Source organism: Bartonella sp. CL71SXKL, from assembly GCF_042194935.1.
Classification (GTDB): Bacteria; Pseudomonadota; Alphaproteobacteria; order Rhizobiales; family Rhizobiaceae; genus Bartonella.
On sequence record NZ_JBHINI010000011.1, the window covers coordinates 1 to 14149 of the forward strand.

Annotated in this window: 13 protein-coding genes and 2 pseudogenes; 3 read left to right on the forward strand and 12 right to left on the reverse strand. The window is 37.6% G+C overall.

The genetic code is table 11. The features are described 5' to 3' along the window. Positions 1–942 (reverse strand): annotated as a pseudogene (locus ACFILA_RS06645) (hemagglutinin repeat-containing protein); the annotation flags it as partial. A gap of 30 nt (positions 943–972) precedes the next feature. Between ACFILA_RS06645 and ACFILA_RS06650 the strand changes: the two are divergent. Next, positions 973–1107, forward strand: coding sequence for a hypothetical protein (locus tag ACFILA_RS06650; RefSeq protein WP_375660863.1), 135 nt, complete (start codon positions 973–975; stop codon positions 1105–1107). Between the two features lie 410 nt (positions 1108–1517). Here ACFILA_RS06650 and ACFILA_RS06655 read toward each other — a convergent pair whose 3' ends face one another. The 3 genes from ACFILA_RS06655 to ACFILA_RS06665 form a co-directional block, all read right to left on the reverse strand. Next, positions 1518–2399, reverse strand: coding sequence for an outer membrane protein (locus ACFILA_RS06655; RefSeq protein ID WP_375657905.1), 882 nt, complete (start codon positions 2397–2399; stop codon positions 1518–1520). A 182-nt stretch (positions 2400–2581) separates the two neighbouring features. Next, on the reverse strand, positions 2582–2806 hold the full coding sequence (locus tag ACFILA_RS06660; protein WP_375660864.1) for an outer membrane protein: 225 nt from the start codon (positions 2804–2806) through the stop codon (positions 2582–2584). Next, complete coding sequence (locus ACFILA_RS06665) at positions 2758–2958, reverse strand: hypothetical protein (protein ID WP_375660865.1); 201 nt, start codon at positions 2956–2958, stop codon at positions 2758–2760. Before ACFILA_RS06665 ends, ACFILA_RS06660 begins: the two co-directional genes overlap by 49 nt. 348 nt (positions 2959–3306) lie before the next feature. Between ACFILA_RS06665 and ACFILA_RS06670 the strand changes: the two genes are divergently transcribed. Then, positions 3307–3477: a hypothetical protein gene (locus tag ACFILA_RS06670; protein WP_375660866.1), complete on the forward strand. Its 171-nt coding sequence runs from the start codon at positions 3307–3309 to the stop codon at positions 3475–3477. A 292-nt stretch (positions 3478–3769) separates the two neighbouring features. On the opposite strand, the gene ACFILA_RS06675 is transcribed toward ACFILA_RS06670, so the two are convergent. The 3 genes from ACFILA_RS06675 to ACFILA_RS06685 all read right to left on the reverse strand — a co-directional run bounded on the left by ACFILA_RS06675 (position 3770) and on the right by ACFILA_RS06685 (position 7123). Continuing rightward, positions 3770–4606, reverse strand: coding sequence for a porin (locus tag ACFILA_RS06675; protein WP_375652515.1), 837 nt, complete (start codon positions 4604–4606; stop codon positions 3770–3772). Positions 4607–4942: 336 nt separating this feature from the next. After that, positions 4943–5776 carry an outer membrane protein gene (locus ACFILA_RS06680; RefSeq protein ID WP_375660867.1) on the reverse strand — a complete coding sequence of 278 codons (834 nt, stop codon included), beginning with the start codon at positions 5774–5776 and terminating at the stop codon, positions 4943–4945. Positions 5777–6793: 1017 nt separating this feature from the next. Further along, positions 6794–7123, reverse strand: coding sequence for a hypothetical protein (locus ACFILA_RS06685; RefSeq protein WP_375660868.1), 330 nt, complete (start codon positions 7121–7123; stop codon positions 6794–6796). A gap of 411 nt (positions 7124–7534) precedes the next feature. On the opposite strand from ACFILA_RS06685, the pseudogene ACFILA_RS06690 reads away from it, so the two are divergent. Then, a pseudogene (locus ACFILA_RS06690) lies at positions 7535–7969 on the forward strand (integrase); the annotation flags it as partial. A 250-nt stretch (positions 7970–8219) separates the two neighbouring features. Here the strand turns inward: ACFILA_RS06690 and ACFILA_RS06695 are convergent. The 5 genes from ACFILA_RS06695 to ACFILA_RS06715 all read right to left on the reverse strand — a co-directional run bounded on the left by ACFILA_RS06695 (position 8220) and on the right by ACFILA_RS06715 (position 13721). Continuing rightward, the gene (locus tag ACFILA_RS06695; protein ID WP_273790559.1) at positions 8220–8840 is read right to left on the reverse strand and encodes a ribonuclease D; all 621 of its coding nucleotides are present in this window, start codon (positions 8838–8840) and stop codon (positions 8220–8222) included. Then, positions 8833–10227 carry a M20/M25/M40 family metallo-hydrolase gene (locus tag ACFILA_RS06700; protein ID WP_273790560.1) on the reverse strand — a complete coding sequence of 465 codons (1395 nt, stop codon included), beginning with the start codon at positions 10225–10227 and terminating at the stop codon, positions 8833–8835. Before ACFILA_RS06700 ends, ACFILA_RS06695 begins: the two co-directional genes overlap by 8 nt. A gap of 84 nt (positions 10228–10311) precedes the next feature. Next, positions 10312–11187, reverse strand: a complete 876-nt coding sequence (mutM, locus tag ACFILA_RS06705; RefSeq protein WP_375660869.1) for a bifunctional DNA-formamidopyrimidine glycosylase/DNA-(apurinic or apyrimidinic site) lyase — start codon at positions 11185–11187, stop codon at positions 10312–10314. A 275-nt stretch (positions 11188–11462) separates the two neighbouring features. Beyond that, positions 11463–12710 carry an aminopeptidase gene (locus ACFILA_RS06710; RefSeq protein ID WP_375660870.1) on the reverse strand — a complete coding sequence of 416 codons (1248 nt, stop codon included), beginning with the start codon at positions 12708–12710 and terminating at the stop codon, positions 11463–11465. A 177-nt stretch (positions 12711–12887) separates the two neighbouring features. Continuing rightward, positions 12888–13721, reverse strand: a complete 834-nt coding sequence (locus tag ACFILA_RS06715; protein ID WP_375660871.1) for a cell wall hydrolase — start codon at positions 13719–13721, stop codon at positions 12888–12890. Positions 13722–14149 lie beyond the last annotated feature (428 nt).

The window sequence follows — 14149 nt, forward strand, 5'->3', positions numbered from 1 at the left end:
CTTGGCTTCTCCTTGTGCGTCTAACACGATGTTGCCCGTCGCCCCAAGGATAGAGGAGACCGTTGTGGTATGCGATTGAGATGTATCGGACGATTTCTCATGCAAAAAGCCACTTGATGACGATTGTGCTTGCTGATCCAAGTGTTCTTGGGCGCCTTTGATAGTAATCTTTCCCCCAGAGTGAATGGTAATATCCGCTTGTTTCTGTTCTCCTGGTGCTTTCTCTCCTGACGTTTCCTCTGCCTTACCGGCTACGAGCATCGAGGCTACAACTTCCGTGTTGTTTCCGGAATCAATGGCAATGCCTTCACCCCCTGTTATGCTTGACCCCACAACTTGGCGCACATCCATCTTGTTATGCTCAGATTTGCTGCTACTAAACACCCCACCCTCTTTGTGATACGACATCTCATAATGTAAGCTATCCTCTGCATTATTGATGAGAATATCGTTGCTGGCTTTCAGCCCCACCTTGCCATCAGCCGAAATGGAACTGCCTGTGATGCTAAGATCATGCGGTTTGCCATCCTGCCCTGCAATGACCGTGGTATCACCTCCCGATTTTATCGAAGAGCCAACCGCATGAGAGGCTTGCATATCCACTTTCGTGTTTTTGGCGCGAAGATGATACTCCATCTCATCGTTTCTCACCCCTATTGTTATCTCCCCTTGGGCACCAAGACCAACATTGCCCTTGGCATCTATATCGGAAGCAGCAATATGGATATCTTTTCCAGAGAGAACAGTGGTCTCTTTTCCAGAACTTAAATGAGAGCCATTGTGTAAAGCAACATGAGATGTTTCACTCCCATTCTGATTGTCCATGCTGTTGCGTGTAGCATCAATCGAAACATTCCTCTCAGCTTGTAAGGAAAGATTATCCGTTGCTTGAACATCAGAGCCTAGAATATTCAAATCTTTTCCAGAGAGAAGTGGGCTTGATGTACTTTGAAAAATATTTATTTAAAACAAATGTGTGAATACACAACAACAAGTGTATTCCGTTTAGGGCGTTCTGTTTTGCATGAGGAGTATGATCCCATTAAGAAATGCAATAAACAAAAACGTAAAGCTAAATTAAAAGAAGATGATAAAGTTGGAAACTAGTTTTTCTCTTTGTAAATTTATATTCTTCCCCAATGAGGCTGTATTCCCGTTTCAGAACTTACTCTAACAGATATATGTAGTATGCTCGCTCTAATCTAGTATATAAAAGTAGACTAAAGTTCGTCACTGGTTATGATATTGTCTTATTTCTGAGATTAATTAAATACTTTTCACTTAAGTGTAAAATGATAGCCGTAATATAAGATTTTATGTAATAAGTAGTTATAAAATCACTGCATACTACTAATTCGCCTTTTATAATATAAAACTTTTTTAAGCCTTATAATACAAAATGATACCAATAAAAAATAAAAGAGATTAAGAGAAATAAAATAGAGAGCTAATAAAATAAAGGCCCCGTTAAACGAGGCCTTAGTATTTTTTGTGCTAATAATTTCATTTTTACGAAATTAGAATTTGTAAGCGACACCTACACGGAAGTCATTGGTTTTGTAGTTGAATTCACGTGTATCGTTGGCGAATTTCTTTTTACCAAAATCGGAGTAACGGTATTCTGCACGTAAAAGAACGTTGTCGGTCATTGCAAAGTCAACACCGCCGCCAATAGTGAAACCAACCATTGTCTTCGTGTCATCAGCCCAAGTACCACCAGTCAAATCTACATTTTTCTTAATTGATGGGTTTTCAACCACATCAGCTTTCTGTTCAACTTTAACTCTCTCTCCTTTTCCTGTAACTGATTGAATACCCTGTACCTGCGCATAGGCAATACCACCAGCAACATAAGGCATAATACGGTCAACAGCAGCAAAACCGATACGAACGCGTGTAGCACCAGACCATTTTTCTTTGTAACTGTGCTTTTCCGTTACCTTGTCACCTATTTCAAACCGTTGCTGATCTTTTAATTCAACCTTAGCTTTTTCAAGGGCATTATTAAAAAATGCCACATCTTCTTTAGTAAGAGTCAATTCACGGGCTGTTTTTGATTCTTCACGGTCTGCCCAAACTGCATCGGTTTCAACACCGAGAATGAGACCATTTCCAAGGTCTACGTTAGATCCGGCATAAATCCCACCCATGAAACCAGAAGGACTAGGTGTGTTATCTTTTTTGACAAGTTCTTTATCTTCTCCTGGAATAGTTACTTTAGTTTTACTCGAAAAGTTACCAACTTGACCACCAAGATAAAAGCCTGTCCAAGAAAACGAAGGGGCTGCTGCGATAACTGCTGGGGCTGTTTCACGAGGGATCACCACGTCAGCAGCTTGTGCTGCAGAAGCTGAAATTAAAGCGGCAATAGAAGTTGCTATTAAAGATTTTGTATTCATAATTTTGCTCCTAAATTAACTACAAAACGACCTTACAAGATTATAAATAGAAAAGCTGTAGTAAAAATGTCACAGTCGTACAAATAAAAGCCCAGAAAACAGCGCTTTTGTAAAAGTCAATATCTTTTGGAAATTTAATTTTTTATTAATACTTTTTATTCATAATTGCACTTTTGATGAAATTAGAACTTGTAAGCGATACCTACGTGAAAGTCATTGGTTGTGTAACCTAGTTTAAGGTAATACTTTTTATATTCCTTCTTACCAAAGTCTGAGTAACGGTACTCCGCACGAAGCAGAACATGATCTGTCATCGCGAAATCTATACCACCACCAAGGGTGAAACCCTCCATCGTTTTTATTTTATCAAATACTGTAGCAGAAACTTCTTTACTTGGCTTACCCATTTGCCAATTTTGTTTGTTCCTGAAACTTTACCAACACCCTGTATTTGCGCATAAGCAATACCATCAGCCACATAAGGCATAATACTGTCAGCGACGGAAAAACCAACACGAACCCGTGTTGCACCAGACCATTTTCTTTGAAACCAATGCAATACACTGCTGTGTCAACCTTTTGAAACTTTTCATTTTCATCCAATGTGACACCAGCATCTTTAAATTCATCATTAAAATCATCAAATTCATCAATCGCAAGAATCCCTGAGACCGTCTTCGTCTCTCCTCAGTCTGCCCAGACTGCATCGGTTTCAACACCTAGGACATTTCAAAGATATACGTTGGAACCTAAAATAAATACCACCTATGAAACCTGAAGGCTTAGGTAGTGCATCTTTATCTGAAGTTTTTTTCTTTTGTCTCTAAATCAAATACATAAACTTTGACTTGAAAAGTTGCCAACTTGACCACCAAGATAAAAACCTGTCTAAGAAAACGAAAGAGCTATGATAACTGTTGGAGCTTTTTTACGAGGAATGACAATATCAGCAGCTTGTGCCGCAGAAGCTGTAGTCATAGCGATAATAAAAGTTGTTACTGAAGATTTTATATTCGTAAACTTTGCTCCTCATTTATTTACGAGCACAGTATTATACGACTACAAAAAAACGCTGTAGTAAAATGATACAATCATAGGAAACGAAAGCTGACGCAAGATAAAGTCATTTCATAACTTCACGTTTCACAAGAAATTGTAAGTTATGAATACGTATAATTCATTGATTTTACCGCGTAATTATTGCCTGTCGTTTATAAAAATCTTTTTAAGGAAATCTGAATAATATCTTTTACACCGCCAATAAATATGGAGTGTGTAATAATATAACAATAGAAAAATAACAGAGGCTCCGTCTTTAACAGAGCCTCATGACAATTTATTTTATCTTCATCATTTCGTTGTTGACGAAATTAGAATTTGTATGCAACACCTACACGGAAATCATTGGTTTTGTAAGCTATTTTATCCCCGTCCTTTACAAATGCTTTTTTACCAAAGTCTGAGTAACGGTATTCTGCACGCAACAGAACATTGTCTGTCATTGCAAAGTCAATACCACCACCTACAGTGAAACCAACCATCGTTTTCGTTTCATCAAACACTTTAGCAGAAGCGATTTCGGCACCATCAGCTCCTTCCGCCTTAAGAGAATCGACTATCTGGAGCTGCGTATAAGCAATACCACCAGCAACATAAGGCATAATGCGATCAACGGCTGCAAAACCAACACGAACGCGTGTTGCACCAGACCATTTTTCTTTTATAGAGGTGCTATCTACACGTTTGTCAGTCGCCGCGATACCAGTAATAGTTTTTCCTGTAGCAGGTGTAGCTTTCGCTGCTATAAGCTCATCTTTGAAAGCATCAAGGCCAATTGCTCCAATGACTGCTGAATGCGCTTTTGAATCTTCGCGGTCAGCCCAGACGGCATCAGTTTCAACACCTAGAATGAGGCCATTTCCAAGATCCACGTTAGAACCTACATAAATACCCCCCATGAAACCGGAAGGCTTAGGTGTCCAGTCTTTATCTGTAATTTTCTTTTTTGTTTCTGAATCATATTCATCAACTTTACCTGAAAAGTTACCAACTTGACCACCGATATAAAAGCCTGTCCAAGAAAATGAAGGGGCTGCTGCGATGACTGCTGGGGCTGTTTCATGAGGGATGACAACATCAGCAGCTTGTGCTGCAGAAGCTGCCGCTATAGCGATAACAGAAGTTGTTACTAAAGATTTTATATTCATAAACTTTGCTCCTAATTTATTTATGAGCACAGTGCTACAAGATTACAGAAAGAAAAGCTGTAGTAAAAATGATACAGTCACAGAAAATGGAGGGCACATCCCAGACAAAATTGCTTCATAGCTTGATTTTGTACGAGAAGCCTAAAGATTATATATAAATAACTTATTGATTTTTAAATGTAATTTTTGTTTGTTGTCTATGAATTTTTTTAAGAAAATCTGAATAATATCTTTTCACATCCACAATAAATTATGTATTGTGTGATAATATAGCAACAAAGAATAACAGAGGCTCGGTCAAAGACAGAGCCTCTTCGTTATTTAACTTACCATCTATTAAAATTTGTAAGCAACACCAACTCGGAAATCATTGGTTTTGTAAGATGTCTCATATTTATCATTTGAGAATTTCTTTTTACCAAAATCTGAGTAACGATATTCCGCACGGACAATAACGTTATTGGTCATTGCTAAATCAACACCAGCACCAAGCGTGTAACCAACAAGGGTCTTTGTTTCATCAGACAGAGTACCAGAAGCTATTACTTTATCTGAATCTTTCCCTGTTATTGAAATCAATGCACTATCTTGAAGCTGTGTATAGGCGATACCACCAGCAACATAAGGCATAATGCGTTCAGCTGCAAAACCAATACGTACACGTGTCGCACCAGCCCACTTTTCTTTAAAAGTGAAACTGTGGGTTCGTTTATCACCAGGTACAAGCGCATCTTTACCAATATTAATTCCAGATTCTGTTAATATCTTCTTAATATAATTTATGTGATCTGGAAGAATAACATATGTTTTTCCTGTCTTCGTGTCATCTTTATTAGACCACATGATATCTGTATCAACACCTAAAATAAGGCCATTGCCGAGATCAACGTTGGAACCTGCGTAAAGACCACCCATGAAACCAGATAGTTTAGGCAAAAGATCATCAGGTGCTGGAATCTTTTTTCCGTTACTGAGAATATCCATTTTCGTCTTACCCGAAAAACCACCAATCTGCCCCCCAACATAAAAACCTGTCCAAGAAAAAGTTGGAGCAACAATAACGGGAGCAACAGGTGTTGGACTGGGGGGAACAATAACATCTGCTGCTTGAGCTGCTGAAGCTGAAACAAAAGCGAAAGCAGAAGCTGTTATTAACCATTTCATATTCATATTTTCTCTCCATAGCTGAATATTTATTTGAACACATCATTTCATATAGAGCCCCATCTTCAGATATCTGTAGCAAAAATGATACACTTATAAAAAAAACAAAAAGCCAATCAAAGTACCCTTAATTGCTTGATCTGTAATAAATGAGAATTAAACTATGCCCATGCACAAATGATCTCTTTTCCTCACGTTTTCTCTCCTTTATCATTTTGATAAAAAAACTGCGCCACAGTACCCTCCGTGTAAAGCGTGTGCTATTGGAATGAAAATATAATATATTGATTTATAATGAAAAAATATCTTTTATATTAATTCGTCTGCAATATTGAAGATGTTCTTATCTTAAGCCTTTTTATATTAAAGCCCCCCCAGCACCTCACAAACGAGCAAGTGTGTGAATCAATAAAACTATTTAAAAGCTAAAATGCTTCCTATTAATACTCTCAATATTGTAATAGTGAAGACCGTTACAATATTGAGAGCAGCTAAATGTAACTGTTCCATTTAAATTCATACAAACAACGTTTTTAGCTTCATCCTTCGTATAACCAAATGTGAATAGCTCTTTGATTATTTTTTCATCACTGTAAAGAATGCTTGTACCCGACAGAACAAGATCTCCACTACCCTATGAACTGCAACAAGATTACATGCAATTTCATTACATTTGCTCTTTGTTTTTAATTTAGGCATTTATTCCTTTTTGACATACTTACCATTTTTTTCTTCTCTCAACCTTATAGTAAAGTCTTTTTCAGAGCTTCAGCCTTATTTGTAGGCTATCATTTCATACTCCTTTACAAGACGAAATTGAAAAAAATACCTAAAGACAGACAACCGGTATGATAAACATTAAAACTTATATAGAAATCTCCTTAAAGCTGAAAAAATGAGAAATCTTTCTTAAAGTTTTCAAACCACCCCTTGCTTTAAAAATCATGAATTTGACAGAAAAAATATCCCTCTTTTTCAACTTCAAAGCATATATTATACTTCTTGATGTTGTTTTTTCACTTTTTAAAAACTCATTGGACCTCGTGCAAATGGGTTTGGCCGTCCTCTTTTCCCTGGTCTTCTTTTAGGATAATGATCTCTTTTTTTACCAGAATGTAACACAGGTACTAACTTAGCTGCTGTTATGCATTCGCTGTTATTTGTGCAAGAAAGTTCTATCTGAAAAACTTCAGATAATAACTTGCGAAGCTGTTCAGCAGAAAAAAGACCTATTGGAGGAACAGCCGAAGATGCTCTCTGTATAAGGTTTTGAGACGCTAAAAAACTTGCACCTTGAGCCATAGAGATTGAAGCAAAAGTAGCAAAAGCTGTAATAAAATATTTTATATTCATAAATTTAACCTCATCAAATATTCATAATGGATTTTATCTAGTACCTTCATTGCAAATTTCTAGAGAAAAATAATATGTTTATAGATAAAAAGTGAAAATCCTTAAAAATAAAGCTTTGGAGCATTTTGCTTTTAAAATAAAAGCAAATTGCCCTGCTCTGCCAACATAGAAATTACTTATTGAGTAATAAATAAAGGCACGAAGTATCGTCTGAAAATAATAAACTATACGAACTTCATATAATATACTGATTTATAATGATAATTTAGCGTTATTCATATTGACTGAGAACCCTAAACATCATAAGATTCTCTCATTCAAAATCTTTTTCATGTTGAATCAATTAAAACCATTTGTTTGCACGTTATAAGTTGGAAGAGCTGTGTGGATAAAAAACACTAAAAAACTAAAATGTCTCTTATGAACCGTGCCAAGGGCTACACAACATTGGGAATTGGCAAAGTGGTGTGATGGTAGCAGCTTGTTACTCCGTAAGCGTAAAAATGGGAGTGCTCAATGAATTTTATATCATATTTTTGGGGGCTTTATCGTTATACCATTCATAAGCGCCGCCGTAAAATGGATTTGGGTGCCGGTTTCTTTAAAAAAGCACATGAATTAGCAACACAAATATATTCCGTTTAGGGCGTTCTGTTTTACACGAAGAACGTAAATCCATTAAAAACATGAGGCAATGCGTAATCTCTATTATTTAACAGACATTGCTTTAAATACTTGTGAAAGTCGTAAAGCCGAATTAAAAATGATGGTAAAGATGAGATTTGGTTTTTACATTTACACATTCATATTCTCCCCCAATTAGGCTGTATACCGGTTGCAGAGATTTAAGTCTTCCAACCTACCGTATGTTTTCAGCCTCTCCTCAAAATTGCTTTGTTTCAAATAAAAGCTGTTACAAAAATAAAAAATATGAATTCGCAAAAGTACTTTTATTACCTAAACTTCAAATGAAATAGCACTTAAGAATTTATTATAATTCTTATCAGAAAAGATGAGAGGATAAAATGTCCATAATGTACAAGCATTTTGTCCTCTCACATCAATAATTAACTCCATTAAAAAGCTAATTTTAAAGTTAGCTATGCGCAAAAATATCAACTTCCGCCCATCCTAAAAGATCAAGCCTAGCTCTCATAGGCAAAAATTGAAAGCATGCCTTGGCAACATTTTCTCGCTCTTCACGTCTTAAACGTTCTTCAAATATAACCTTTAAACGATGCAAATATAACACATCCGACGCAGCATATTCAATTTGCGCCTGTGATAACGTTTCTGCCGCCCAATCCGAAGATTGTTGCTGTTTAGAAATATTCACATTCAGCAATTCATTACAAATTTCTTTCAAGCCATGACGATCCGTGTAAGTACGCGTGAGTTTCGAAGCAATCTTTGTACAAAAAATAGCCTCTGGCATAACACCAAATGTATGTGCTAAAATAGCAAGATCAAAACGCCCAAAATGGAATATTTTTACGACTGCTTTATCTTTAAGAAGCTTGACCAAATTAGGTGCATTCTTTTGTCCTTTAGCAATCTGTATAATATCAGCAGTACCATCTCCAGAAGAAAGCTGAACAACGCATAAACGATCACGATGGGGTTGTAATCCTAAAGTTTCGGTATCAATCGCAACAGCATCAGTTTGATAATTATCTAAGTTTGGTAAATCACCTTGATGAACACGAATCTCAGCCATTTACCCTCCTATTTGCTAAAGCTGCAAGAATACGCGCCCAAGACCGCTGCCCCTTATGAAATGATTTTAAATTATACTTTTCATTAGGCGAATGAATACGGTCATCAGCCAGTCCAAAACCAACCAAAAGAGTTTCCATGCCAAGAATTGACCGAAAATCTGCTACAATTGGGATCGAGCCCCCCATGGCTGTCAAGACAGCAGGCACTTCCCACTCTTGTGATAAGGCATCCTTCGCCTCCTTGATAAAAGATGAATCATCAGAAATCTGAAGTGCCGGAGAAGAACCGTGATTCTTAAACTCAACCTTACAATCAGCAGGAATTGAGCTACGTACATAATCACGCAACGCTTGGCGTATTTTCTCTGGATCTTGCTTATGCACCAAACGACACGATACTTTTGCACTCGCTTGAGAAGCAATAACCGTTTTCATCCCTTCCCCTTCATAGCCGCCACTAATACCATTAATTTCCATGGTAGGACGTGCCCATACAAGCTCTAAAATGCTCCGCCCTTTTTCACCAGCTGGAACGGAAAGTCCTATAGGACCAAGAAAATTTTCAGCAGTACAATTAAGCGCATTCCATGATTGTAAAATATGTGGAGGTGTTTCTTCTACTCCATCATAAAAGCCAGGAAGTGTTGCCCTATTATTTTCATCGTGAAGTCCTGCTAAGATTTTCGTTAAAATACGAATGGGGTTAGCTGCTACTCCTCCAAAATAACCAGAATGCAAATCACGATTAGCTGCTGTGATAATAATCTCTTCTGCCATAATTCCCCGAAGAGAAAGAGCAATAGATGGAGTATTCGCATCCCACATTGACGTGTCACAAACCAATGCATAATCTGCCTTAAGTTCATCTGTATTTGCTTTTAAAAAAGGAATAAGGGAAGGAGAAGCACTCTCTTCCTCGCCTTCACATAAAATAGTAACTTTAATAGGAAGCTGCCCTGTTTCTTTCTTAAATGCACGACATGCTTCAATAAAAGTCATCAACTGACCTTTGTCATCTGAAGCTCCACGAGCACAAATAACTTTCTCTCCATCTCTCTCTTTTAAAGAAGGTGTAAATGGATCATCCTCCCATAAACTCAATGGATCAACAGGTTGAACATCATAATGTCCGTAAAACAACACATGCAAACAATCATCTGAAGGTCCAGGATGATGCCCAACAACCATTGGATGCCCCGGTGTATCACGGCGTGAAGCCTCAAAACCGATGCTTTTTAAATCCTCTACTAACCAATCAGCTGCTTTACGACATGCATCCTTGTAAGCCGAGTCTGTAGAAATCGATTGAAAACGTAAAAGAGAAAAAAGGCGTTCAAGGCTCTTCTCTATATTTCCATCAAGATGTGTTAGTACTTTATTCAGCATAAAAAAAACCTTTCAAGCCTTGTGTAATTATATTATAGATACGATGACTTTAAGCCTCTTGTAAGATTTTGCAAGACGCCTTATTCATTTTTGACATTGTGAGCAGTAAAAACTTGAACGTCCAGCCTGTAAAATGCGCATAATAGGCGCTCCACATTCCAAACATTGCTTGCCTTCTCGTCCATAAACTGAAAAAGCATGCTGAAAATAACCAAGTGAACCATCTATATGCATATAATCACGTAAAGAAGAACCACCAGACAAAATGGCTTCAGAAATCACATTGCGTATATTTTGTGCTAAAGAATCTGCAAATTCACGTGCCCGTGCCGTTTGTGATGCCAATGTAAATGCACCACGTTGTGGAGACAAACGACTCCGCCAAAGTGCTTCGCAAACATAAATATTCCCAAGACCTGCAACAATAGACTGATCAAGTAAAACACCCTTGAGAGACATTTTTTTATTAACAAAAGCCTTTTGTAAATAACGACCAGAAAACGAATTACTCATAGGTTCAAGACCTAGCTTATTTAAAAGTGGATGTTCATAAAGCTTATCCGTATCGACTAAAAGCATAAACCCAAAGCGACGCACATCATTATAAATAAGACGATAAACGTCACCATCCCTTGTTTGAATATCCATGACAAAATGATCATGCTTAACCAATTTACTTGTCGTTGAAAAAACTGTTCTTAAAAGATCATTCTCTATACGCCATGAACCAGACATTCCTAAATGGCTTAAAATCGTTTCATTCTGAGAAAGATGAAATAATAAATATTTTGCACGCCGACCAAGTTCTATAATTGTTCTGCCAATAAGGCGCTCAGAAAAAGCCTCAGGAAAAGGAAAGCGCAAATCTCTACGATTAAGTTTGACAGATACTATCTTTGCATCAGTTACAACGGACTCAAGTCCACGACGAACTGTCTCTACTTCAGGAAGCTCAGGCATTACTCTTCTTTAATAATTATACACTTTCCAATCGTATCTCTGATAAATTGACTTCTTCCCACCCCCCTCAAAGAACGAAGACTTCCTCTACATCTACTAAACAAATTCTTGATGAGTGGATTTTACTTGGATTCCTACTCATGTGAATCATTTAACTAAAGGCTTTATGGACAAACCCTGCCTTGAATATATACCACACACTCTAAAATACTTAACGTATCAATGAGGCTTACATCCCACCCCACCTCAAATGACCGTGTTTTATGGTAACAAAATTAAGCCCATTCACCCTTACGAAATACAGGAACTCTTACACCATCTTGGGTAATGCCATCTATGTCAATTTCGCCAGAACCAATCATCCAGTCAATATGAATGACACTTTTATTCCCACCACGTGCTGCAATCTCTTCTGACGTCAATGATGCCCCATCTAAAAAGCATTTGGAATAACACTGACCTAAAGCAATATGACATGCAGCATTTTCATCAAATAAGGTATTATAAAAAAGGAGGCCACTCTTAGAAATTGGTGAAGAATGGGGCACAAGGGCAACTTCGCCCAACCGGCTTGCACCCTCATCACTTTGCAAAACCTGCTGTAAAACTTCTTGGCCTGTTGATGCACGAGCCTCAACAATACGCCCTGCGTCAAAACGTACTTCAATATTATCAACCAGAGTTCCTTGATAGGAAAGGGGCTTTGTTGAGCGAACGAAACCTTCAACCTTATGAGCATGAGGAGTCGTGAAAACTTCTTCTGTCGGAATATTCGGATTGCAAATAACACCATTTTGAGCAACAGATGCACCGCCATGCCATTCATGATCATCTGCCAAACCAACCGTCAAATCAGTCCCTGGCCCTGTAAAGTGTAAGGCAGAAAAACGCTGCTCATTAAGCCAAGATGACCGTTTTTTCAAATGTGCATTATGGACAGTCCATGCCTGTACCGGATCTTCTTCTGTAACACGTGAAGCAGAAAAAATTGCATCAGCTAATTTTTTAATCGCCTCATTAAGTGGTAAAGAAGGAAACATTGCCTCAGCCCATCCTGCTGTTGGATAAGCAACAATCGACCAATTCATAGCAAAATTTGATATTTGCTTGAGTGCCGGCTGATAAGCTATTGAAGTGGCTTTATTTAAACGTGAAACCTTATCAAAATCCTGATTAGAAAGGAGCAAAGGATTATCCCCAACAATCGCTAAACGCGCTGCCCCATTTTCAAAAGCCTTCGCCATTCCCTCATAAAGCCAAGAAGGAGCACAATCAAAACTAGCTGTATGGGCATTTTCAAACCGTGTAAGCGATAATATATCATCACTAAAAATTGGTGTAATGACACCAGCACCAACCTTATAAGCATGATATGCAATACGCCGAACAAAAGGTAACGCTGAAACTGGAGCAGTTAAAACAAGATCCTGCCCCTCTTGTAAATTCAACCCCACTTTCACTGTAATTTCTGCAAGACGATTAAGCATTTCAGGCAAAATTGTCTCATGAATATCAAAGTACATTACCAATACCCTTCTTTAAATAGAATGCGTTCTTTATGTCGTCATATTATAAATTGTTTTTCAGATCCTTTGAGTTCGCTTTCTCTATGTATATTTATGCGTATCATTATCGCTAAAATTCACTTAATTCATAAACCGCAATGGGTATATCATCCTTCTTTGGTCATGAAAAACTTACTAGTTCCTGTGTCGTTTTTCTAACATTGCAACAATTGCATTTAACTGATCGGATGAAGGTAAAGCCATAATCGTTTTATTTTCCTCTTTCCTAGCTAGATGTTGAGGTGCATAGGCAGGGATAGGAACTTTATCAAGCTGTACCATAGCAAAAGGCGCTGGATGTGACGTCTTGGATTGTGCTACTTCTGTCGAATGAGATGTACTTTTCTCTGCCTTTACTCCCCTACTCTCTAAGCCTTCATCTATAAAGCTTGGCGCATGACCAGAACGTTCTTGAGCAAAAGCATAAGCAACATCATAAGGGCGATTATTTGTAGGAACTTGAAGTGCCCCATCACGTGATCGTTTTTCATAAAAAGCATTTCCCCCTGCAACCTGAACATAATGCATGTTTTTATACGGAAAAGACAAACCAGCGGTATGAAAAAACTTAGCGTGTTTAACTTTCTTATCTCGTTCACCCCGTAAAACGGCATCAGCTGCCTCTCTTACACGAGCAACAGATGCTTTCTCCGTCATAGGACGCGTTAAAACACCAGGAGCAAATTGCCTATATTGACCAACAACACCACAAATCGTCTTAGGATAGGCGGTTGAATTAACACGATTCATAACAACCGTCCCAACGGCAATCATTCCTTCACGGCTTGTGCGATTTGATTCAAAATACATCGCTCGCATAAGACATTGACGCTCTGTCAATGGATACGTAACCGTTTTTGTCTTATTATTATTTATTTTTCCAGTATCTAAATGATTTGAAGCACACCCCACAACAACTAACGGCGCTACACAACAGGTAACAAATACATTCCAACGATTTTTTTTCATCTTATGCAACACATTCCTATAATCTCTGAGCTATTCAAGTCTTGAAATGAGCTTTAAATGTATCTCTCAATAAAGTACATAGCTAATTGTTACCACTCAGCAAAATTTTAATACAAGAGGTAATCAATAAAGTATCTATGCAAAATAAAAAATAAAAAACTCTTAATTTACAGATCAATATTGTTATTATTCATGGTTCAATATAGGCTATAATAACCCATACGTTTCAATTATAGTAAAATAACGCTATCCATTTCTTCTACATACGAAAAATAATACAGATACCCCCTTTAATATAAAATTTTAACAAAATGATCTGAAAGGAAATTCCCCTAGAAAACTCCCCTCCGGCCACAATACGAGTGATGATATCATCTAATATACAAATATGTCAAACCAAGAGTTAGCAATCTGCCACGCTTCTCAGA

Excerpts from the sequence above, each read along its gene's own strand:
- ACFILA_RS06695 (WP_273790559.1), bottom strand. The coding sequence starts at position 8,840 with ATGGCTGAGATTCGTGTTCATCAAGGTGATTTACCAAACTTAGATAAT.
- ACFILA_RS06715 (WP_375660871.1), bottom strand. The coding sequence starts at position 13,721 with ATGAAAAAAAATCGTTGGAATGTATTTGTTACCTGTTGTGTAGCGCCG.
- mutM (WP_375660869.1), bottom strand. The coding sequence starts at position 11,187 with ATGCCTGAGCTTCCTGAAGTAGAGACAGTTCGTCGTGGACTTGAGTCC.
- ACFILA_RS06670 (WP_375660866.1), top strand. The coding sequence starts at position 3,307 with ATGATAACTGTTGGAGCTTTTTTACGAGGAATGACAATATCAGCAGCT.
- ACFILA_RS06650 (WP_375660863.1), top strand. The coding sequence starts at position 973 with ATGTGTGAATACACAACAACAAGTGTATTCCGTTTAGGGCGTTCTGTT.
- ACFILA_RS06710 (WP_375660870.1), bottom strand. The coding sequence starts at position 12,710 with ATGTACTTTGATATTCATGAGACAATTTTGCCTGAAATGCTTAATCGT.
- ACFILA_RS06675 (WP_375652515.1), bottom strand. The coding sequence starts at position 4,606 with ATGAATATAAAATCTTTAGTAACAACTTCTGTTATCGCTATAGCGGCA.
- ACFILA_RS06700 (WP_273790560.1), bottom strand. The coding sequence starts at position 10,227 with ATGCTGAATAAAGTACTAACACATCTTGATGGAAATATAGAGAAGAGC.
- ACFILA_RS06660 (WP_375660864.1), bottom strand. The coding sequence starts at position 2,806 with ATGGGTAAGCCAAGTAAAGAAGTTTCTGCTACAGTATTTGATAAAATA.
- ACFILA_RS06680 (WP_375660867.1), bottom strand. The coding sequence starts at position 5,776 with ATGAATATGAAATGGTTAATAACAGCTTCTGCTTTCGCTTTTGTTTCA.
- ACFILA_RS06655 (WP_375657905.1), bottom strand. The coding sequence starts at position 2,399 with ATGAATACAAAATCTTTAATAGCAACTTCTATTGCCGCTTTAATTTCA.
- ACFILA_RS06685 (WP_375660868.1), bottom strand. The coding sequence starts at position 7,123 with ATGAATATAAAATATTTTATTACAGCTTTTGCTACTTTTGCTTCAATC.